Source organism: Burkholderia puraquae, from assembly GCF_002099195.1.
Taxonomy (GTDB): Bacteria; Pseudomonadota; Gammaproteobacteria; order Burkholderiales; family Burkholderiaceae; genus Burkholderia; species Burkholderia puraquae.
Window position 1 is genome coordinate 212,750 of record NZ_NBYX01000012.1, and the last position, 13,122, is coordinate 225,871.

General features: G+C 66.8%; 14 protein-coding genes. 6 read left to right on the forward strand and 8 right to left on the reverse strand.

Translation table 11 applies throughout. The annotated features are described in order from the left end of the window. Positions 1 to 49 precede the first annotated feature (49 nt). Positions 50 to 1,756 (forward strand): NAD+ synthase, encoded by a 1,707-nt coding sequence (locus tag B7G54_RS23095; RefSeq protein ID WP_085041184.1) that lies wholly within the window; start codon positions 50 to 52, stop codon positions 1,754 to 1,756. An 83-nt stretch (positions 1,757 to 1,839) separates the two neighbouring features. Further along, the gene (locus tag B7G54_RS23100; protein ID WP_006398637.1) at positions 1,840 to 2,178 is read left to right on the forward strand and encodes a P-II family nitrogen regulator; all 339 of its coding nucleotides are present in this window, start codon (positions 1,840 to 1,842) and stop codon (positions 2,176 to 2,178) included. 142 nt (positions 2,179 to 2,320) lie between these two features. On the opposite strand, the gene B7G54_RS23105 is transcribed toward B7G54_RS23100, so the two are convergent. Both B7G54_RS23105 and B7G54_RS23110 read right to left on the reverse strand, forming a co-directional pair. Beyond that, positions 2,321 to 3,397: a porin gene (locus B7G54_RS23105; RefSeq protein ID WP_085041216.1), complete on the reverse strand. Its 1,077-nt coding sequence runs from the start codon at positions 3,395 to 3,397 to the stop codon at positions 2,321 to 2,323. Positions 3,398 to 3,964: 567 nt separating this feature from the next. Continuing rightward, the gene (locus B7G54_RS23110; RefSeq protein WP_085041217.1) at positions 3,965 to 4,891 is read right to left on the reverse strand and encodes a LysR family transcriptional regulator; all 927 of its coding nucleotides are present in this window, start codon (positions 4,889 to 4,891) and stop codon (positions 3,965 to 3,967) included. 133 nt (positions 4,892 to 5,024) lie between these two features. Here B7G54_RS23110 and B7G54_RS23115 point away from each other — a divergent pair, with 133 nt between their 5' ends. After that, a complete protein-coding gene (locus tag B7G54_RS23115; RefSeq protein WP_085041185.1) occupies positions 5,025 to 5,522 on the forward strand; it encodes a GNAT family N-acetyltransferase in 498 nt (165 codons plus the stop codon). A gap of 54 nt (positions 5,523 to 5,576) precedes the next feature. Here B7G54_RS23115 and B7G54_RS23120 read toward each other — a convergent pair whose 3' ends face one another. The 4 genes from B7G54_RS23120 to B7G54_RS23135 all read right to left on the reverse strand — a co-directional run bounded on the left by B7G54_RS23120 (position 5,577) and on the right by B7G54_RS23135 (position 8,790). Then, entirely contained in the window at positions 5,577 to 6,356 is a 780-nt protein-coding gene (locus tag B7G54_RS23120; RefSeq protein ID WP_085041186.1) for an ABC transporter ATP-binding protein, read from the reverse strand. A 16-nt stretch (positions 6,357 to 6,372) separates the two neighbouring features. Beyond that, positions 6,373 to 7,086 (reverse strand): ABC transporter permease, encoded by a 714-nt coding sequence (locus B7G54_RS23125; protein ID WP_059576621.1) that lies wholly within the window; start codon positions 7,084 to 7,086, stop codon positions 6,373 to 6,375. Beyond that, positions 7,083 to 7,772 (reverse strand): ABC transporter permease, encoded by a 690-nt coding sequence (locus B7G54_RS23130; RefSeq protein WP_021158491.1) that lies wholly within the window; start codon positions 7,770 to 7,772, stop codon positions 7,083 to 7,085. The genes B7G54_RS23125 and B7G54_RS23130 overlap by 4 nt, the downstream gene beginning before the upstream one ends. Before the next feature lie 235 nt (positions 7,773 to 8,007). Further along, entirely contained in the window at positions 8,008 to 8,790 is a 783-nt protein-coding gene (locus tag B7G54_RS23135; protein ID WP_165765605.1) for an ABC transporter substrate-binding protein, read from the reverse strand. 369 nt (positions 8,791 to 9,159) lie between these two features. On the opposite strand from B7G54_RS23135, the gene B7G54_RS23140 reads away from it, so the two are divergent. Further along, positions 9,160 to 9,855, forward strand: coding sequence for a pirin family protein (locus B7G54_RS23140; protein WP_085041188.1), 696 nt, complete (start codon positions 9,160 to 9,162; stop codon positions 9,853 to 9,855). A gap of 70 nt (positions 9,856 to 9,925) precedes the next feature. Here B7G54_RS23140 and B7G54_RS23145 read toward each other — a convergent pair whose 3' ends face one another. Beyond that, positions 9,926 to 10,477 (reverse strand): Spy/CpxP family protein refolding chaperone, encoded by a 552-nt coding sequence (locus B7G54_RS23145; RefSeq protein ID WP_085041189.1) that lies wholly within the window; start codon positions 10,475 to 10,477, stop codon positions 9,926 to 9,928. Positions 10,478 to 10,701: 224 nt separating this feature from the next. Between B7G54_RS23145 and B7G54_RS23150 the strand changes: the two genes are divergently transcribed. Together B7G54_RS23150 and B7G54_RS23155 are read left to right on the forward strand one after the other, a co-directional pair. Further along, the gene (locus B7G54_RS23150) at positions 10,702 to 11,427 is read left to right on the forward strand and encodes a response regulator (RefSeq protein WP_009693256.1); all 726 of its coding nucleotides are present in this window, start codon (positions 10,702 to 10,704) and stop codon (positions 11,425 to 11,427) included. After that, positions 11,411 to 12,727 (forward strand): ATP-binding protein, encoded by a 1,317-nt coding sequence (locus B7G54_RS23155; protein ID WP_085041190.1) that lies wholly within the window; start codon positions 11,411 to 11,413, stop codon positions 12,725 to 12,727. The genes B7G54_RS23150 and B7G54_RS23155 overlap by 17 nt, the downstream gene beginning before the upstream one ends. 42 nt (positions 12,728 to 12,769) lie before the next feature. Here the strand turns inward: B7G54_RS23155 and B7G54_RS23160 are convergent, their stop codons facing one another. Further along, the gene (locus B7G54_RS23160) at positions 12,770 to 13,036 is read right to left on the reverse strand and encodes a double-stranded DNA-specific endonuclease (protein ID WP_027786765.1); all 267 of its coding nucleotides are present in this window, start codon (positions 13,034 to 13,036) and stop codon (positions 12,770 to 12,772) included. Positions 13,037 to 13,122 lie beyond the last annotated feature (86 nt).

The following is a 13,122-nucleotide window of genomic DNA, read 5'->3' on the forward strand; positions in this document are numbered from 1 at the left end:
GATTTCGTCAGCCGTTCAGGGCGCGCCGCCGGGCTGCGCCGATCCCGCCATGAAGACCCGACTCGCTCTCGCCCAGATCAACGTAACCGTCGGCGACTTCGCCGGCAACGTCGCACGGATCGTCGCGGCCGCACGTGCCGCGCACAACGATGGTGCGCAGCTGATGGTCGCGCCTGAACTCGCGCTGTCCGGCTATCCGCCGGAAGACCTGCTGCTGCGGCCCGCGTTCTACGCGGCGGCGGCTGCCGCGCTCCGCGCGCTCGCCGACGCGTTGAAGGCGTTCGACGGGCTCGCGGTGCTGGTCGGCCATCCGCTGCGCGGCGCGGCCGAAGGTGCGCACGCGCCAGCCGTCGATGGTAATGCAAACCGCCCGATCGAGCGCGGCGTGCCGCCCACCGATACCTACAACGCGGTGTCGCTGATCGTCGGCGGCGAGATCGTCGGCACCTACCGCAAGCAGGACCTGCCCAACACCGAGGTGTTCGACGAGAAGCGCTACTTCGCGACGGACGCCGAGCCGTTCGTGTTCGAGCTGAACGGCGTGAGATACGGTGTGATCATCTGCGAGGATGCGTGGCATGCATCGGCCGCGCAGATCGCGAAGGCGGCCGGCGCGCAGGTGCTGCTGATCCCGAACGGCTCGCCGTACCACATGAACAAGGAAGCGGTGCGCTTCGACATCCTGCGCGCGCGGATCCGCGAGACCGGGCTGCCGATGGTGTACGTGAACCTCGTCGGCGGCCAGGACGAGCTCGTGTTCGACGGCGGTTCGTTCGTGCTCGACGGCGAGGGCGCGCTCGTCGCGAAGATGCCGCAGTTCGACGAAGGGCACGCGATCGTCGAATTCGACGGCGCGCGGCCGCTGCCGGGCGCGATCGCGCCCGAACTGTCGACGGACGCGCAGGTGTACCGCGCGCTCGTGACCGGCGTGCGCGACTACATCGGCAAGAACGGGTTTCCCGGCGTGCTGATCGGGCTGTCGGGCGGCGTCGATTCGGCGCTGGTGCTCGCGGTCGCCTGCGACGCGCTCGGGCCCGAGCGCGTGCGCGCGGTGATGATGCCGTCGCGCTACACCGCCGACATCTCGACCACCGACGCGGCGGAGATGGCGCGGCGCGTCGGCGTGCGCTACGACGAGATCGCGATTGCGCCGATGTTCGATGCCTTCCGCGCATCGCTCGCGGGCGAGTTCGCGGGCTGTGCGGAAGACGCGACGGAGGAGAACATCCAGGCGCGCATCCGCGGCACGCTGCTGATGGCGCTGTCGAACAAGTTCGGCTCGATCGTGCTGACGACCGGCAACAAGAGCGAGATGGCGGTCGGCTACTGCACGCTGTACGGCGACATGGCCGGCGGGTTCGCGGTGATCAAGGACATCGCGAAGACGCTCGTGTACCGGCTCTGCCGCTATCGCAACGAGACGGCCGACTACGCGCTGCGCGACGTGATCCCCGAGCGGATCCTCACGCGCGCGCCGTCGGCCGAGCTGCGCGAGGACCAGACCGACCAGGACAGCCTGCCGCCGTACGATGTGCTCGACTCGATCATGCGGATGTACATGGAAGAAGACCGCCCGCTCGCCGAGATCGTCGCGGCCGGTTATGCGCAGGCCGACGTCGAACGCGTGACGCGGCTCATCAAGATCAACGAATACAAGCGCCGCCAGGCGCCGATCGGCATTCGCGTCACGCATCGCGCATTCGGGCGCGACTGGCGCTACCCGATCACGTCGCGTTTTACCGAACGTCTCGATTGAGCCGTGCTGGGCCGCGTGCGGCTCGCAGGCTTACAATCGGGGTCGCGATTTTTCATCCAAACGAGCATTGGGGGACAACCACCATGAAACGCATCACTGCCATCATCAAGCCGTTCAAGCTGGACGAAGTCCGCGAAGCGCTCGCCGAAGTGGGTCTCACGGGCCTGACCGTGACGGAAGTGAAGGGCTTTGGCCGCCAGAAGGGCCATACCGAGCTGTATCGCGGCGCCGAATACGTCGTCGACTTCCTGCCGAAGATGAAGATCGAGGTGGTCGTCGCGGAAGCGCAGGTCGACCAGGTGATCGACGCGGTGATCGGTGCGGCACGCACCGGCAAGATCGGCGACGGCAAGATCTTCGTGTCGGACGTCGAACGCGTGATCCGCATCCGCACCGGCGAAGAGAACGAAGCGGCCGTCTGAGCGCCGCATTCGTCACAGGGCCGCGCCAAGTCGGCCCCGCCAAATAAAAAACGGTGCGGATACCCGGTTGGGTACCGCACCGATACGCGCCTCTCGCAGCAGCGTGGAAAGTGTTGTCGAATCGTTCTTTGACGGCGCCCGATCAGAACAGGTGCTGGATACCGGCGTAGACGCCGGTCTGGCTGCCGCCCGGATTCGGGTTGCCCGTCGACACGGCCGTACCGGCGCCGTTCGCGTTCAGGCCGAAGTTGGCGTTCTTGCTGTTGCGCACCGTGGCGACCTGCAGGTCGAACAGCGTGCGCTTCGAGATGTTGTACGAGCCGCCGACCGTGTAGATGTTCGCGTTGCCGCCGCCGTGGTTCGCGTTCACGTGATACACGGCTGCGATCAGTGCCGCTGCCGGCGTTGCCTGCCACGTCACGCCGCCCCAGACCTGCTGGGTGCCCGTCACGCCGGCGTTCACTGCCGGGCCGCCGCTGCCGTCCGCGCGCGAAGCCTGGTATGCGGCCTGAACCTTGAACTGGCCAAGGAACACGTTCACGCCCGCGAAGTATTCACGCGAGTAGTTGAACACGTCCGAGAAGCGGCCGTTGCTGTCGCGCGTTTCGTCGTAGATGCCGCGCAACTGGAACAGCGAATTCGTATAGGTGACCTGTGCGCCGGCCGCACGGCCCGGCTGGCCGGCCGTCGTGTTGCCGTTGAAGCTGGTCGAGTTCGAGAACGAGAACTGGCCGTAGAAGTCGAGGCCGTAGAACTGCGGCGACTGGTACGACACGTTGTTGCTGGTCTTGTTCCAGTTGCGGCCGCGCACCAGCGATGCCGTCGACCAGGCCGACTGGCCGAACGGGTCGAAGTCCCACACGCCGTTGGCGATCGCGAGCTCGCGACCCAACAGCAGCGTACCGTAGCGGTCGTTCGAGATACCGACCGTCGCGAAACGATCCCAGATCGAGCCGCTGAAGCCGCCGGTCATCGTGTTGAACGCGCCTTCGAGGTGGAACAGGATCTTGTTGCCGCCGCCGATGTCCTCGCTGCCCTTCAAGCCCCACAGGCTCGTGCCCCAGTCGCCGCTTTCCGCGCGCACTTGGTGGCCGTTTTGCAGGCCGTTCATGTACTCGAGGCCGGCATCCAGGCGGCCATACAGCGTGACGCTGCTCTGCGCGTGCGCCGTCACCACCCCAGCAGCCATCAGCGCGGCCGCGACCAAAGCTTTCTTCATCGTCTCCTCCATACCCTGTCAAAAAGTCAACCCAGAACTGCACGAGATGCCCGGAGCGACGAGCGCCGGGCAAAAGCGGGATAACCAGGGAGACCTCATGCAGAGCCGGTAAGCGCAGCACGCGGGCAAGCGGACGGAAAGACCGTTGAGCGGTCCCGCGCAGCCGGATCGGCCTGCGGGTCTCCTTGTAGTGTCGTGAAGCTAAACTACATTTCACGAACTTCGTTTTGCTACTTTGGTTACTAATTTAGCAAAAATACAATTTTGTGGCGATGGAAATCGTTGTTTGACTAACACCTGTAGCCAAATTGCCATGCAACACGGTGCGCAACCGGTGCGCCAAGGGTTTGCAATTAACGGAAAACCCTTGTCACACAAGGGGGGCACGGCTTTCGCAAACAGGGATAAAGGATTGCCACTATTGACGTTGTGGAGACGCGGGCGTAAGCGTCAAACAGGAGAAATTGGTAAGTATTTCGTAATGATTGAGTGACCCACGGACGTCGCCGGCCGGTGCCTGTCGCGCCGGCCCGGCAACGTGCAGCGCGGTGTGCCGGCGCGCTTCGGTCAGGCAGGGGCCGGCCTTGCGTCGAGCAACTGCGCGCGAATCCAGCGATGCGCATCGGTGCGCGCATGTTTCGCGTGCGAGTAGACCTTCACGGTGTAGCGCGGGATCCCGAACGGCGCCGGAAAGAGGCGGATCGGCGCCGCGTGCCGCAGCGCCTGCGCGGCGCGGTTCGGCACGGTCATCAACAGCGCGGATTCTGCGATCACGAACGGCGCGGCCAGCACGGTCGGCAACTGCACGGCGACCTGCCGCGCGAGGCCGAGCTTGTCGAGCACATGGTCGACGACGCCGCGCGACTCGTTCCACGGCGTGACGACCACATGGCGTGCCGCCAGGTACTGGTCGAGCGTCAGCCGCCGGCGGATGTCCGGATGCGTGGCGCTCGCGATCACGACGTAGTCGTCGGAGAACCAGTCGAAGTCCTCGATGCCCGGCGCGTCGGCCGCCGATTCCTCGTGGTAGCCGAGTGCGAAATCGATGCGGCCGGCCGCGAGTTCGTCGACGGAGATCTTCCGGTCGGAATGCACGACGCGGATCCGCAACCGTGGCGCGACATGCTGGATGCGCGCGAGAAACGCCGGCAGCACGGCGAATGCCGTGTAGTCGGTCGCCGCGAAAACGAACGTCCGGTCGCTTTGCGCGGGATCGAAGCGGCGCGCGCGGGCGAGGCCCTTCGACATTGTGTCGAGCGCATCGCCGGCCCAGGTGGCGATATCGTCGGCGCGCACGGTCGGCTGCATCTCGTTGCCGAGGCGTACGAACAGTGCATCGCCGATCGCGTCGCGCAGCCGCGCGAGCGCGTGGCTCAGCGCGGACGGGCTCAATGCGAGCTCGTGCGCGGCCGCTGCGACGGACCGGTGGCGGTACAGCGCGTCGAACACGAGCAGCAGGTTCAGGTCGAGACGGCGCAGATCGGGATGCATCATGTTCAGGTCCGGATGAAAAAACTGCACTTCCTGCAGGCGCTGCGTGAACGTAGCATGACGATCTGATCGGCGCCAGCGCGGCTGCGCGGCGCCGTTTTCCGTTTCAAGTCCGGGCCGGAGGAGGGCTCATACCGTGCAAATCGACATCCGTTCCGCCACCGTCGCCGACGTGCCGCAGATCCTGCGTTTCATTACCGAACTGGCCATCTACGAGAAGGCGGAACACGAAGTGGTCGCGACGCCCGCGTCGCTCGAGCGCAGCCTGTTCGGCGAGGAGTCGCCGGCGCGTGCGCTGATGTGCGAGGTCGACGGCGAGCCGGCCGGCTTTGCCGTGTATTTCTTCTCGTATTCGACGTGGCTCGCCCGGCAGGGGCTGTATCTCGAGGATCTGTACGTGTCGCCGCGTTTTCGCGGCGCGGGCGCCGGGCTGCGGTTGCTGAAGGCGCTCGCGCGGATCGCGGTCGAGTCGGGGTGCGGGCGTTTCGAGTGGAGCGTGCTCGACTGGAACGAGCCGGCGATCCGCTTCTACGAGAGCGTCGGCGCGGCGCCGCAGAGCGAATGGGTGCGTTACCGGCTCGCCGGCGACGAATTGCGCGCGTTCGCCGACAGCGTGCCGGTGAGCGCCGCGTAAACGCAAAACGGGCGCCGCGCGGCGAACCGCGGGCGCCCGTTCGTGCGGCGAGCGTTACTTGAGGCTGCCGGACAGGAACCCGCGCAGGCGTTCGCTCTTCGGGTTGGCGAACACCTCGGACGGCACGCCTTCTTCCTCGACGCGGCCCTGGTGCAGGAACATCACGTGGTTCGACACGTTGCGCGCGAAACCCATCTCGTGCGTGACGACGATCATCGTGCGGCCTTCCTCGGCAAGCTTCTGCATCACCTTCAGCACTTCGCCCACCAGCTCCGGGTCGAGCGCCGACGTCGGCTCGTCGAACAGCATCACGTCCGGATGCATCGCGAGCGCCCGTGCAATCGCCACGCGCTGCTGCTGGCCGCCCGACAGGTGCGACGGATACTGCTTCTCGACGCGCGGCGCGAGACCGACTTTCTCGAGATACGCGCGCGCACGATCCTCGGCTTCCTTCTTCGGGATGCCGAGCACGTTCACGGGCGCTTCCATCACGTTCTCGATCACGTTCATGTGCGACCAGAGATTGAAGTGCTGGAACACCATCGACAGCTTGGTACGCACGCGCTGCAACTGCTTCGTATCGGCCGCGCGCAGCGCGCCCGTCTTGTCGGGCGTCGTGCGCACTTCCTCGCCGTCGACGACGATGCGGCCCGCATTCGGCTGCTCGAGGAAGTTGATGCAGCGGAGCATCGTGCTCTTGCCGGAGCCGGACGAGCCGATCACGCTGATCACGTCGCCCGAGTTCGCCTTCAGCGACACGCCCTTGAGCACCTCGTTGTCGCCGTACCGCTTGTGCAGATCGTCGACGAAAAGCTTCTGAGTCTGGGAATTCATATAGTCCTGCGAAAACTTACTTGCCTTGCGGGCGCAGATACGCGAGCCAGCGGCGCTCGGCCTGGCGGAACAGCCACACGAGCGTGAACGAGATCACGAGATAGAGCAGCGCGGCGATGCCGAACGCATGGAACGACATGTAGGTCGCCGAGTTCACGTCGCGGGCGATCTTCAGGATGTCCGGCACGGTCGCCGTGAACGCGACCGTCGTCGCGTGCAGCATCAGGATCACCTCGTTGCTGTACAGCGGCAGCGCGCGGCGCAGCGCCGACGGCAGGATCACGCGGCGGTACATCGTGAACGGCGACATCCCGTACGCGCGTGCGGCTTCGATCTCGCCGTACGACGTCGCCTTGATCGCGCCCGCGAAGATCTCGGTGGTGTACGCGCAGGTGTTCAGCGTGAACGCAAGCAGCGTGCAGTGCATCCCGTCGCGGAAGAACGCGTCGAGCATCGGCGTGCCGCGCACGGCCTGCAGGCTGTAGAGGCCCGTGTAGCAGAGCAGCAGCTGCACATAGAGCGGCGTGCCGCGGAACACGTACGTGTAGAGCCACACGGCGCCCGACAGCCACTTCTTCTTCGACACGCGCGCAACCGCGAGCGGCACCGACAGGCAGAAGCCGAGGCCGATCGACACGACCAGCAGCCACAGCGTGATCGCGACACCGGTGATGCGGTAGCCGTCGGTGTAGAGGTAGTTGCGCCAGTATTCTTGGATGAGTTCGATCATAGGTCAGCCTTGCGGACGCCGGTCGAGTAGCGCTTTTCGAGCCACATCAGCACGAAGTTCGAGATCGTCGTGATCGCGAGGTAGACGGCGCCCGCGATCAGCGTGAAGAAGAAGAACCGCAGCGTGCCCTTGCCGGCGTCCTGCGATGCTTTCACGACGTCAGCCAGGCCGATGATCGACACGAGCGCGGTCGACTTCACGAGCACCTGCCAGTTGTTGCCGATGCCCGGCAGCGCGAAACGCATCATCTGCGGGAACATGATCCGCGTGAACACCTGCCAGTTCGTCATCCCGTACGCACTGCCGGCCTCGAGCTGGCCGCGCGGCACCGACAGAAATGCGCCGCGGAACGTCTCGGTGAAGTACGCGCCGTAGATGAAGCCGAGCACGAGCACGCCGGCGAGGAACGGGTCGATGTCGATCTGGTCCCAGCCGAGCGCGTCGGTCGCCATGTTCAGCCAGATCTGCAGGCTGTAGAACAGCAGCAGCATCAGCACGAGGTCGGGCACGCCGCGGATCAGCGTCGTGTAGACGGTGCCGACGCCGTTCGTGAAGCGGTTGCGCGACAGCTTCGCGCCCGCGCCGAGCAGCCCGAGCAGGAACGACAGCGCAAGCGAAAGCACCGCCAGTTTGACGGTTTGCCAGGTGCCAGCGAGGATCAGCGGGCCGTAACCTTGTAGAAACATATGTGGTCCCTGGTGTGGTCCCTTAGGGCGCACGCGGTGCGCCGCGAAAGACGCGCCCGCCAAGCTGCGCGGAACGCCCGGTGCGTATCATGACCGTCCGCCCCGGCATCGGTGCCGGGCCAGCCCGTCGCGTGAGCGGCGGGCGAGGGGGCGGGCGGCGCGTGGTCGACTGCCTGTACTGCCCGGACACGGGGCCGCCCCCGCATCCGTTGCTTCTGCTTCTTCTTGTCGGCGCTCAGCGGGCCGAAGCCGAATAGACGCTGAACGCGAAATACTTGTGCGACAGCCGGTCGTACGTGCCGTCCTTGTGCATGTCGGCCAGCGCCTGGTTGATCTTGAGCTTCAGGTCGGTATCGTCCTTGCGCAGGCCGATCGCGGTGCCGTCGCCGATCGTCTTCGGATCCTTCACTTCCGGCCCGGCGAACGCGAAGCCTTTGCCGCGCGGCGTGCGCAGGAAGCCGTAGTCGGCCTGCAGCTCGTCCTGCAGCGTTGCGTCGAGGCGGCCCGAGCCGAGATCGGTGTAGACCTGGTCCTGGTTCTGGTAAGGGATGATCGTCACGCCCTGCGGCTCCCAGTACGCCTTCGCGTAGGTTTCCTGCGTCGAGCCCTGCTCGACGCCCACGCGCTTGCCCTTCAGCGACGCGACGGTCGGCAGCAGCGGCGAGCCGGTCTTCGCGATCATCCGCGCCGGCGCGTCATATACCTTGTCGGAGAAGTCGATCTGTTCGCGGCGCTTGTCCGTGACGGTCAGCGACGACACGATGACGTCGTACTTCTTCGCCTTCAGCGCCGGGATGATCCCGTCGAGATCCTGCGCCACCCATACGCATTTCACGTTGATGCGCTTGCAGATTTCCTTGGTGAGATCGACGTCGAAACCGACGATCTCGCCGCTCGGCGCGGTCGACTCGAACGGCGGGTAGCTGGCGTCGACGCCGATCCGCACGGTCTTCCACTCCTTCGCGAAGGCGCTGCCCGCCACGAGGGCGAGGGCGGCGCACAGGGCGGCCTTCTTCATTTCCATCCTTCTGTTGCTGACTTTCCGGGAGCGCTCGCGGCCGGTCGGGCCGGGCGCCGCGGCGTATTCTAGACGGCCAAAATTCGCCGATCGGCGCTCTGGCGATGGCGGCCGCCGGAACGGCGAACGCCAAAAGGGCGGTATTTTACCCGAACGCGATACCCGGAAACCGGCAATCCGGGCCGACCGGTCGATTCTTCGACGCATTGATCCGGCTGTTGCGATAATCATCGTATTCGCAATGGGCATTGCATTGATTGCATCTGCGGGTGCAACGATGCGGTGCGCAGGCGGTGGATTGTGGCGCGATTGGCACACTCATACAGTGACGGCATGCCAGAACAACGCATCTCGTGGAGTGTCCGTCCCATGTTCCAGATCCGCCGCGCCGCCGATCGCGACCAGCGCAGCCATGGTTGGCACGAATTCCTTCACAGCTTTCCTGGCGCGTCCGGCCGGAGCGGGCCGCCGGTCTTCGGCGCGTTGCGCGAACTGAACGAGGAATGCATCGCGCCAACCCGCGGCTACGGGATGCGGCCGTACCGCGACGCGGAAATCGTCACCTACGTGCTCGACGGCGCACTCGCGCACCGCGACAGCCTCGGCAACGGGGCGATCGTGCGTGCGGGCGGCGTGCAGCGCGTGAGCGCCGGCACCGGCGTCATGCTGAGCGAAACCAACGCGTCGTGCGACCAGCCGTTGCGCCTGCTGCGGATCTGGCTCGTGCCGGCCGGGGCGGGCGGCCGGCCCGGCTACGTGCAGACGCGCTTCGCCGACGACGAGAAACGCGGGCGGCTGCGGCTCGTCGCGGCGCCGGACGGTGGCGGCGGTGCGCTGCCGATGCGTGCGGACGCACGCATCTTCGCGGGGCTGATCGACGGCGACGAGGCGGCGTCGTTCGACCTGCCGGCCGGGCGCCGCGCGTACGTGCACGTGGTGCGCGGCGACCTCGAGGTGAACGGCTGCGCGCTGGCCGCGGGCGACGGCGCGCGGATCGGCGGCGTGGACGCGGTGGCGTTCGCGCGCGGCCGGGCGGCCGAGGTGCTGCTGTTCGACGTCGCCTGAAACGCAAAAAGGGGACGCGGGCCGGTGCCCGCGTCCCCTTCGGCGCCGCTCCGCGGAGCGGCCCGCCGGCTTACTGCGCCGGCGCCGACGCGGCCTTGGCCGCGCGATGCTGTTCCCAGCGCTCCTTCATCTTCTCGTGGCGCTGTTCCATCTTCGCGAACTGCTGCTTGAGCGCCGTGCTGACCGTGGTCTTCTGCTGGTCGTTCAGCCCGTTGTAGAACGTGAGCCACGCGGCGGACGTCTGCTCGCGCAGTTGCGCGTTCTGCGCCTCGGCCTGCTGGCGTGCCGAATGCATCGCGCTCAGGTCGAGGATCGGCTGGTTCTGCTGCGCCTTGAACTGCTCGCGCATCTGCTCGTGGCTCTTGCGCATCGCATCATGATTCTGCTTCATCGTGTTGACGGCCGCCTGCCATTGCTGTTCCTGCGACGCGTTGAGCTTCAGCTGGTCGTGCAGTTTCATGATCACGCCGAACGGGCCGCCGTCGTGCCCGCCGTGCATCTGGTGGGCGCCGGGGCCGCCCGCCGGCGGCATGTCGTTGGGCTGCGCGGCGTGCGCGGTGCCGAATGCGAGAGCGAGCACGGTGGCGGCCGCGATGGCCACGCGGGAAGTCTTCTTATACATTTCAGAAACTCCTTGTATCCAAAGGGTCCGGCGATGCGGTACCGGGAAAGCCGAGTACCGCATCCGGTAAGACGCAGGTTAGCGATGCAGGCCCCGGCCGGTGTTACGTGGGGTGGTGGCCGGGTTACCGCGCATTACAGTTCCCTTGCGCGGTAACCCGCAGTAACCCTTTCGTCCCTTTGTTTCGTTCTTTGACTCCGCCCTCGCGCGGTAAACTTCGAGCCATGACTACCCAGATCCTCATCGTCGACGACGACCAAGAACTCCGAGACCTGCTGCGCGACTATCTCGTGCGCCAGGGGATGGAAGTGTCCGTGCTGCACGACGCGGCGACGCTCGAGAAGCGCCTTGAGCGCGAGCGGCCCGACCTGATCGTGCTGGACCTGATGATGCCGGGCGTCGACGGCCTGACCGCGCTGCGCCAGTTGCGCGCGGCCGGCGACGACATCCCCGTGATCATGCTGACCGCGCGTGCGGACGACGTCGACCGCATCGTCGGGCTCGAGCTCGGCGCGGACGACTACCTCGGCAAGCCGTTCAACCCGCGCGAGCTGCTCGCGCGCGTGCAGGCCGTGCTGCGCCGCCGCCGCGCGACGCCGTCGGCGGCGGCGCCCGAACAGCGCGAGCCGTTTGCGTTCGGCCGCTTCGTGCTCGACTTCCAGGCGCGCACGCTGTCGGTCGACGGCAAGCCGGCCACGCTGTCGAGCAGTGAATTCGCGCTGCTGAAGATCTTCGTGAACCATGCGCTGCGCACGCTCACGCGCGAGCGGTTGCTCGAGCTGCTGCACGGGCCCGAGTACGACGGTACCGACCGCGGCATCGACGTCCAGGTGTGGCGCCTGCGCCGCATCCTCGAAACGGATCCGTCGACGCCGCGCTTCATCCAGACGGTCCGCGGGCGCGGCTATGTGTTCGTGCCCGACGGCGAGGCCCATGCGCAAACCCATTGATTCGCTGTTCGGGCGGCTCGCGCTGCTCGTCGTCGGTGTCCTGCTCCTGTCGCACTTCGCGTGGTTTTTCGCGATGCGGCTCGAGCGCAGCCAGATGCAGACGCGCTACGCGGTGGAAGAGGCCGCGTTCCTGGTCGACGCGGTGCGCCAGCACGTCGAGCGCACGCCCGACCAGCCGTTGCCGTCGCGCGTGCGGCTCGTGACGCCGGACAGCGCCGACGTGCCGAACAGCGACCCGTCGAACCTGCCGGCAGCGCTCAAGCGGTTCCGCGACGACGTGAGCGAGCGCATGCCGCCCGGCACGCGCGTCGAGGTTGGCGCACCCGGCCATCCGCCGGTGCTGTGGGTGAAGGAGCCGACCGACCGCAACTGGATCGTGGTGCCGGTGCAGCCGCTGCGGCCGCCGCGCTCGCTCGACCGGATGCTGCTGTGGCTCGGCACGATCTTCTCGGCCGGCGTGATCGCCGCACTGTTCGCGGCCTGGCAGCTGCAGCAGCCGCTGCGTTCGCTGGCACGCGCGGTTGCGCGCTTCGGCCGCGGCCAGCCGGTGCCGCCGCTGCGCGAGCGCGGCCCGCGCGAGCTGCGCCAGCTCACGCATGGCTTCAATCAGATGGTGGAACAGGTGTCGCAGGCCGAGAGCGACCGGGCGGTGATGCTGGCGGGCGTGGCGCATGACCTGCGCACGCCGCTTGCGCGGATGCGGCTGCGGGCGGAAATGATGGACGACGTCCGGTTGCGCGACGGCGTCGTGCGTGACGTCGATTCGATGTCGCACATCGTCGATCAATTCCTGGTGTTTGCACACGGCGGCTCCGATCGCAGCGAGCCGGTGCCGGTCGATCAGGCGTGCGAGCGGATCGCACGCAGCTATCGCGCGGTCGCGCCGAACGCGCCGGCAGTCCAGACCCGGCTCGACGCCGATCCGGGTTTCCGGCTGCCGGCGGCGACGCTCGACCGCATCCTGTCGAACCTGCTGGACAACGCGCATGCGTACGGTGCGCCGCCCGTGCTCATCGAGACGGCGCGCGCCCCGACCGGCTACGTGCTGTCGGTCAGCGACAGCGGCGGCGGGATCGCACCGCGCGATCTCGCGGCGGCCACGCGGCCGTTCGTGCGGCTCGACCCCGCGCGCGGCGGGAACGGCCACAGCGGGCTCGGGCTCGCGATCGTCGAGCGGCTCGTACTCAGGCTGGGCGGGGCGTGCGACATCGGCAACCGCCCCGAAGGCGGCCTGCGCGTCGCGATGACGTTCCCGTTCGAGGTCGTACCGAAGGACGAACCCCACGCACAGGCTGCATAAGCGGCTGCGGCGCCAGCCCGGCCGGGCTGGCGCCGCGCGACGTCATTCGCCGAACAGCGTGCCGAGCGTCTCGGCCGCGTTGCTGTCGATGGTGTTGTAGGTCACGCTGGTGGCCTCGAAGATGTAGACGGTCGTATACCGGCCGAGGCGCTCCAGGATTTCCTCCTGCAGCGATTCAGGCACGACGTTCATGTTCAGGTACCACGCAGTCGACGACAGCCGCGTCTGGAACGACCCGTACTCCTGCATCAGTTCGTAGAACGCGTCGGCATCCTGATCGCGGCAGACGATCACCAAGTTTCCTGCCATTCCCTTTCCTCCCGCTCGTCGATCGATCCCCAGGGCCTGTTGACATCGGGAACGCGCTTGCGTCGCCATCGAACCGGCCGCAACAG

Coding starts and splice junctions, on each gene's coding strand:
- B7G54_RS23095 (WP_085041184.1), top strand. CDS start 50: ATGAAGACCCGACTCGCTCTCGCCCAGATCAACGTAACCGTCGGCGAC.
- B7G54_RS23100 (WP_006398637.1), top strand. CDS start 1,840: ATGAAACGCATCACTGCCATCATCAAGCCGTTCAAGCTGGACGAAGTC.
- B7G54_RS23105 (WP_085041216.1), bottom strand. CDS start 3,397: ATGAAGAAAGCTTTGGTCGCGGCCGCGCTGATGGCTGCTGGGGTGGTG.
- B7G54_RS23110 (WP_085041217.1), bottom strand. CDS start 4,891: ATGATGCATCCCGATCTGCGCCGTCTCGACCTGAACCTGCTGCTCGTG.
- B7G54_RS23120 (WP_085041186.1), bottom strand. CDS start 6,356: ATGAATTCCCAGACTCAGAAGCTTTTCGTCGACGATCTGCACAAGCGG.
- B7G54_RS23125 (WP_059576621.1), bottom strand. CDS start 7,086: ATGATCGAACTCATCCAAGAATACTGGCGCAACTACCTCTACACCGAC.
- B7G54_RS23130 (WP_021158491.1), bottom strand. CDS start 7,772: ATGTTTCTACAAGGTTACGGCCCGCTGATCCTCGCTGGCACCTGGCAA.
- B7G54_RS23135 (WP_165765605.1), bottom strand. CDS start 8,790: ATGAAGAAGGCCGCCCTGTGCGCCGCCCTCGCCCTCGTGGCGGGCAGC.
- B7G54_RS23140 (WP_085041188.1), top strand. CDS start 9,160: ATGTTCCAGATCCGCCGCGCCGCCGATCGCGACCAGCGCAGCCATGGT.
- B7G54_RS23145 (WP_085041189.1), bottom strand. CDS start 10,477: ATGTATAAGAAGACTTCCCGCGTGGCCATCGCGGCCGCCACCGTGCTC.
- B7G54_RS23150 (WP_009693256.1), top strand. CDS start 10,702: ATGACTACCCAGATCCTCATCGTCGACGACGACCAAGAACTCCGAGAC.
- B7G54_RS23155 (WP_085041190.1), top strand. CDS start 11,411: ATGCGCAAACCCATTGATTCGCTGTTCGGGCGGCTCGCGCTGCTCGTC.
- B7G54_RS23160 (WP_027786765.1), bottom strand. CDS start 13,036: ATGGCAGGAAACTTGGTGATCGTCTGCCGCGATCAGGATGCCGACGCG.